Source organism: Streptomyces sp. AF1A (genome assembly GCF_047340315.1).
In the GTDB taxonomy this organism is placed as follows: Bacteria; Actinomycetota; Actinomycetes; order Streptomycetales; family Streptomycetaceae; genus Streptomyces.
In genome coordinates this window covers 1-5,152 of sequence record NZ_JBLEBI010000287.1, presented here as the reverse complement: position 1 = coordinate 5,152, position 5,152 = coordinate 1, and the positions used below count along the sequence as shown (strand labels likewise).

The 5,152-nt window shown below is 73.9% G+C and carries 5 protein-coding genes and 1 pseudogene; 4 read left to right on the top strand and 2 right to left on the bottom strand.

Annotated features, from left to right (window positions below; genetic code table 11):
- Positions 1–443 (bottom strand): annotated as a pseudogene (locus ACLU3S_RS35655) (hypothetical protein); the annotation flags it as partial.
- A gap of 186 nt (positions 444–629) precedes the next feature.
- Here ACLU3S_RS35655 and ACLU3S_RS35650 point away from each other — a divergent pair.
- Both ACLU3S_RS35650 and ACLU3S_RS35645 read left to right on the top strand, forming a co-directional pair.
- Complete coding sequence (locus ACLU3S_RS35650) at positions 630–1,103, top strand: DUF2690 domain-containing protein (RefSeq protein WP_413956119.1); 474 nt, start codon at positions 630–632, stop codon at positions 1,101–1,103.
- Between the two features lie 335 nt (positions 1,104–1,438).
- Entirely contained in the window at positions 1,439–2,428 is a 990-nt protein-coding gene (locus ACLU3S_RS35645; protein WP_413956118.1) for a malate dehydrogenase, read from the top strand.
- A gap of 158 nt (positions 2,429–2,586) precedes the next feature.
- On the opposite strand, the gene ACLU3S_RS35640 is transcribed toward ACLU3S_RS35645, so the two are convergent.
- Positions 2,587–2,766 (bottom strand): hypothetical protein, encoded by a 180-nt coding sequence (locus ACLU3S_RS35640; RefSeq protein WP_413956117.1) that lies wholly within the window; start codon positions 2,764–2,766, stop codon positions 2,587–2,589.
- 155 nt (positions 2,767–2,921) lie between these two features.
- On the opposite strand from ACLU3S_RS35640, the gene ACLU3S_RS35635 reads away from it, so the two are divergent.
- Both ACLU3S_RS35635 and ACLU3S_RS35630 read left to right on the top strand, forming a co-directional pair.
- Positions 2,922–4,679, top strand: coding sequence for a hypothetical protein (locus ACLU3S_RS35635; RefSeq protein ID WP_413956116.1), 1,758 nt, complete (start codon positions 2,922–2,924; stop codon positions 4,677–4,679).
- The gene (locus tag ACLU3S_RS35630) at positions 4,666–5,019 is read left to right on the top strand and encodes a hypothetical protein (protein WP_413956115.1); all 354 of its coding nucleotides are present in this window, start codon (positions 4,666–4,668) and stop codon (positions 5,017–5,019) included. Before ACLU3S_RS35635 ends, ACLU3S_RS35630 begins: the two co-directional genes overlap by 14 nt.
- The last annotated feature ends 133 nt before the right edge of the window (positions 5,020–5,152 follow it).

Here is a 5,152-nt window from a genome sequence, read left to right as displayed (position 1 = left end):
GCGCGGGTGGCGGTGCCTCGGCCGGCGGTCCGATCGATGCGGTGCCGGGTGCGGGTGGTGGGGGCTGGGTCGGTGGTCCGGTCGATGCGGTGCCGGGTGCGGTTGGCGGTGCGGGTGGCGGTGCCTCGGCCGGCGGTCCGGTCGATGCGGTGCCGGGTGCGGTTGGCGGTGCGGGTGGTGGGGGCTGGGTCGGTGGTCCGGTCGATGCGGTGCCGGGTGCCGGTGGAGGTGCGGGTGGCCGGGGTTCGGCCGGTCCCGTCGACGCGGTCCCGGGTGCGCTGCGCAGCGCGGGCGGCGGCTCGGCCGGTCCCGTCGACGCCGTGCCCGGTGCGGGAGCCGGTACGAGGGGCCCGGCCTGGGCGGGTGTCGTCGACGGCGTCGCGGGCTCCCCGCCGGGCGGTGGCCACGCGGGCGCGGGTGAGGCGGGACCGGACTCGGGGCACAACTCCTGGAGGCCGGCCGGGTATCAGGGGCCGTCGCAGGAGAGCGGCCGCCCAGGGGAGCGGGCCGGAGGCCGGCCGGACGGGGACACCTGGGTCCCGGACACCCCGGGGTCCGGCGCCGGGCACCCCACAGCCCCGCCCCCCGGTCCGGTGGCCCGGGGCGGCGCGAACCGGCAGCGGCCGACGATGGTCCTCACGGGCCTCGTCGGCGTGCTCGTCGTCATCGCCGGCGTCTTCTTCTTCACCCGGCAGAGCGACGGCACCGGACACGCCACCGCCGTCAGGACGCCGTCCCCGACCGCCAGCCCGCTCGCGAGCCCGCCTCCCGGCGTCAAGTGCGCCGGTTCCGCCTGCACGGGCAAGGACGCCGAGGTCATGGGGTGCAGCGGCGACCTGGTGACCACCGCCGAGAGCACCACCCTCGGCACCACCACCCTGGAGGTCCGCTACAGCAGGGCCTGCGGCGCCGCATGGGGCCGGATCACCGGCGGGGCTCCGGGCGACAAGGTCCGCGTCTCGGTCGGCAGGGACAGCCGGACGGCGGGCATCACCGCCGCCGGTGACACCATCGCCTACACCCCGATGATCGCGGTGAAGGACCCCGCCGAGGCGAGGGCGTGCGCCACCCTCGCCTCCGGACGCACGGGCTGCACCAGGTGAGGCCGGCTCCCGAGGGGGTGCGGTGGACGGGACGGGTGAATTCCGGGACCCGGGCGCATGGGCCGCCGGATCCTGGGCACGCGAGACGTACCCCCCACGGGAGGCCGGTCAGCCGGTACCCCCACCGGCGGCCGTCTCCGTCCTCCTCTCCCGGACGGGCGGCCGCCTCTTTGTCCATCCCGTGACCTTCTGTGGGGTGGGCCACAGGGCCCCGGACGGTCGGCATGCCGGATGCGCGATAGCCTGACCGACGGGTCGATCTCTTGACGCCAAGAGATCGATCATCCGCCCCGGGGCAGGGACGCCCCATCGCCAGCTGTCATACGGAGAACGCCATGACCCGCACTCCCGTGAACGTCACCGTCACCGGCGCGGCCGGCCAGATCGGTTACGCCCTGCTCTTCCGCATCGCCTCCGGCCAGCTGCTCGGCGCGGACGTGCCGGTCAAGCTGCGCCTCCTGGAGATCACCCCGGCCCTGAAGGCCGCCGAGGGCACGGCCATGGAGCTCGACGACTGCGCGTTCCCGCTCCTTCGGGGCATCGACATCACGGACGACCCGAACGTCGCGTTCGACGGCGCCAACGTCGCCCTCCTGGTGGGCGCGCGCCCGCGCACCAAGGGCATGGAGCGCGGTGACCTGCTGGAGGCCAACGGCGGCATCTTCAAGCCGCAGGGCAAGGCCATCAACGACCACGCCGCGGACGACATCAAGGTCCTCGTCGTCGGCAACCCGGCCAATACCAACGCGCTCATCGCGCAGGCCGCCGCGCCGGACGTACCGGCCGAGCGCTTCACCGCGATGACCCGCCTGGACCACAACCGCGCGCTGACCCAGCTCGCGAAGAAGACGGGCAGCTCGGTCGCCGACATCAAGCGCCTGACCATCTGGGGCAACCACTCCGCCACCCAGTACCCGGACATCTTCCACGCCACCGTCGCCGGCAAGAACGCCGCCGAGGTCGTGAACGACGAGAAGTGGCTGGCCGAGGACTTCATCCCGACCGTCGCCAAGCGCGGTGCGGCGATCATCGAGGCCCGTGGCGCCTCGTCGGCCGCCTCCGCCGCCAACGCCGCGATCGACCACGTGTACACCTGGGTCAACGGCACCGCCGAGGGCGACTGGACCTCGATGGGCATCCCGTCGGACGGCTCCTACGGCGTCCCGGAGGGCCTGATCTCCTCGTTCCCGGTCACCACGAAGGACGGCGCGTACGAGATCGTCCAGGGCCTGGACATCAACGAGTTCTCCCGTGCCCGCATCGACGCGTCGGTGAAGGAGCTGGAGGAGGAGCGCGACGCCGTTCGCGGCCTGGGCCTCATCTGACGACCCCCGCGACGCAGTAGAGGCCCGGCACCCGGCCGCAGAGGTGCCGGGCCTTCGCCGTGTGCCGGGGTGGCGGTCCGCTCCGAGGGGCGCGGCGGCGGCCGGACGGCCGGCGGTTCCCCGCGCCGCCGGCCGCGGGGCTGCGGTTCTCCCCGCCCCTAGCGGTGGTTTGCGGTGCCGTCCGCCGCATCGCGCCGGAGCCGGGAGCGGTCGTGCCGCCGCGGCGGAACGGGTGGGTGCGGCGCCACGCCCGCGCGGGCGAGCGAGCCGTACCCCGCCACCACCGGCACCGTCGCCACCAGCACCACCACCCCCGCCACGACGCCGACCCCGCCCATGCCTGGCTGCGTGGCTGTGTGCGGGACCTGATGCAGCCCACGGCAGGCCGACAGCCGACGGATTCCGCTTTCCCCCGCACCACTCGTCACTCTATGCTGATGAGAGGTCAACTGACTGTTCGAACAAGTGACTTACCACGCCTCGGGGGAATCGCGTGAGCACCGCACACGTGCCGCCGCAACCGCAGCCGATGTCTGCGCCGGCGCCGCCCGTACCACCGTCCACCCCGCCGCACGCCAGCGAGGCCACCCGGCTGCTGTGCGCGGGCACCTACCTGGATTCCGCTTACCGGGACCGGGTGATCGAGGAACTGCACCTCAACGGCGCGCGCTTCGTGGCGCCCTCCCTCGGGCTCGACGCCGCGCGCGTCCTCGCCCACGCCCTGCGCGCCCGCCGGCAGGAGCTGCAGTGGGCCGGTGCGATCCTCGGCCTGTGGGTGGTGGGGGTGGCCCTGTCCCGGGGCCTGCTCGCCCTCTTCCTGGTCCCCAGCCTGCTCCTCGCGATCGGCGTGTGGGTCAGGGGCCGCGCGCACGAGGCCTCCCCGTACCGCGTGGTACCCGCCTTCCTCTTCCGCTGGTGGGGGCGCCTCGCGTTCGCCGAGCTGCTGGTGAGCCTCCTGATCACCGCGTTCGGCGGCGGGAGCGACGACACGTCGTACGACCCCTACAGCACCTCGTACGGGGCGACCGACTCGCCGCGCGTGAGCGATCTCCTGTTGGGGGGCGGGTTCAAGCTCCTCGCGCACCAGTTCAAGCCCTGGCAGGCCTGGGCCACCCTCGTCGTGTTCGCGTTCATCGTGCTGTGCGTGGCCGGACAGCGCGGCCAGTTCGCGCGCGTCCTGGCGGCCGAGCTGTCCCCGCAGCGCTTCCCGGACGCCGCCGCCGACCCCGCCGAGCAGAGCGACAGCCGGCGGTTCCAGTGGCTCAAGCACCGCATCCGGACCGAGCAGCACGCCCCGCTGATCATGTACCACGAGGCGCGCCCGTTCTGCGGCGCCGGCACCGCGCACGACTCCTGGGTGCTGGCCGTCGAGCTGAAGCCCGACGCGCTGAAGAAGCCGCAGCCGATCAGCAACCGGCTGGTGCTGGAGAAGATCCGGCCGCTGGTGGAGCGGCTCCGGCTGCCCGCCGAGTACGCGGGGCCCGGAGTGCGCGACCGGCTGCGCTGGCTCCAGGTCGACGAGTGCGTCTTCCTGCCCGCCGAGGGACTGCTGCGCCGCGAGGACGCGCCGTTCGACCCCCAGGCCTTCGAGCAGCACCGGGCGCACGCGGTGGAGGAGGGCGCCGAGAAGCGCCGTCACTTCCTGCGCATCCGCGTCGACGGCTGGGAGGAGGAACTGGTCGTCACGGTCTTCGTACGCATCCACACCCAGGGCCGCATGCTCATGCTGGAGATCGCCCCTCACGTGCTGCAGCCGGTGCGCCAGGACTTCAAGGACGCCGACCGCACGGCCCACCGGTACCGGCACAACAACCTGCTCGGCAAGGCGGTCTGGGCCGTGACCCGGGTGCCGGGCTCGCTGGTCGGCTCCCTGGTCAGCCTCGGCAAGGCCCTGGTCTACGGCTGGCGGCTGCTGACCGGCGGGTACACGAACGCCCTGCCGGACGGGCCCGCGCTGTCCGTGCGTGAGCTGGGGTCGGCCGAGGCCGGTTCGCAGTTCCAGCAGATGGACGTCTCCCGCTACCTCACGAGCATCCAGGACCGGGTCGCGGGCGGCGTGCGCGCCGCGCTCGCCGAAGCCGGCTACCAGACCGGCGAGTTCGTCCAGCAGATCAACAACATCAGCAACGGGGGCGTGCACATCGGCCACGTCGAGGGCAGCACCTTCGCCGTCGGCGACAACTCCTCCGCCTCCTCCGCGAACGGCGGCAGCGCGCCGCAGAAGGGATCCGGCGCCCATGACCACGGATGAGCCGAGGATCAGCATCGGCGACGTCTCCGGCAGCACCTTCGCCATCGGCGACCACGCGCACGCCGAGAGCCACCACGGCACGACCGCACCGCGTGACGCGGCGGCCGAGGAACTGCTGCGCGCTGTACGGGAGTTGCGCGCCGACCTGGCCCGGGTGCGGGCCGACGAGGGCACGGCCCGGCTGGATGCGGCCCTCGCCGACACGGAGGACGAGATCACCCGCACCGGGCAGGCGACCCCCTCCCGCCGCGAGCGCCTGCGCGGGCTCCTCGCCGACTCCCAGGCGCTGCTCGGCGTCCTCGCCTCGGCGGCCACGCTGGCCGGCCTGGTGGGGCTGTGAGAGGGACGCGATGAGCGGGGGAGCGCGGTACTGGAACGAGGAGACCCAGCGCTGGGAGGACGGCGCGGCTCCGCGGAGCGGCACACCGGTGACACCGCCACCGCCGGCCCTGCCGGACCGGGCGCCCGAGCGT

What these genes read in the sequence shown, in the direction of transcription:
- ACLU3S_RS35630 (WP_413956115.1), top strand. Translation starts at nt 4,666, where the DNA reads ATGACCACGGATGAGCCGAGGATCAGCATCGGCGACGTCTCCGGCAGC.
- ACLU3S_RS35645 (WP_413956118.1), top strand. Translation starts at nt 1,439, where the DNA reads ATGACCCGCACTCCCGTGAACGTCACCGTCACCGGCGCGGCCGGCCAG.
- ACLU3S_RS35640 (WP_413956117.1), bottom strand. Translation starts at nt 2,766, where the DNA reads ATGGGCGGGGTCGGCGTCGTGGCGGGGGTGGTGGTGCTGGTGGCGACG.
- ACLU3S_RS35650 (WP_413956119.1), top strand. Translation starts at nt 630, where the DNA reads ATGGTCCTCACGGGCCTCGTCGGCGTGCTCGTCGTCATCGCCGGCGTC.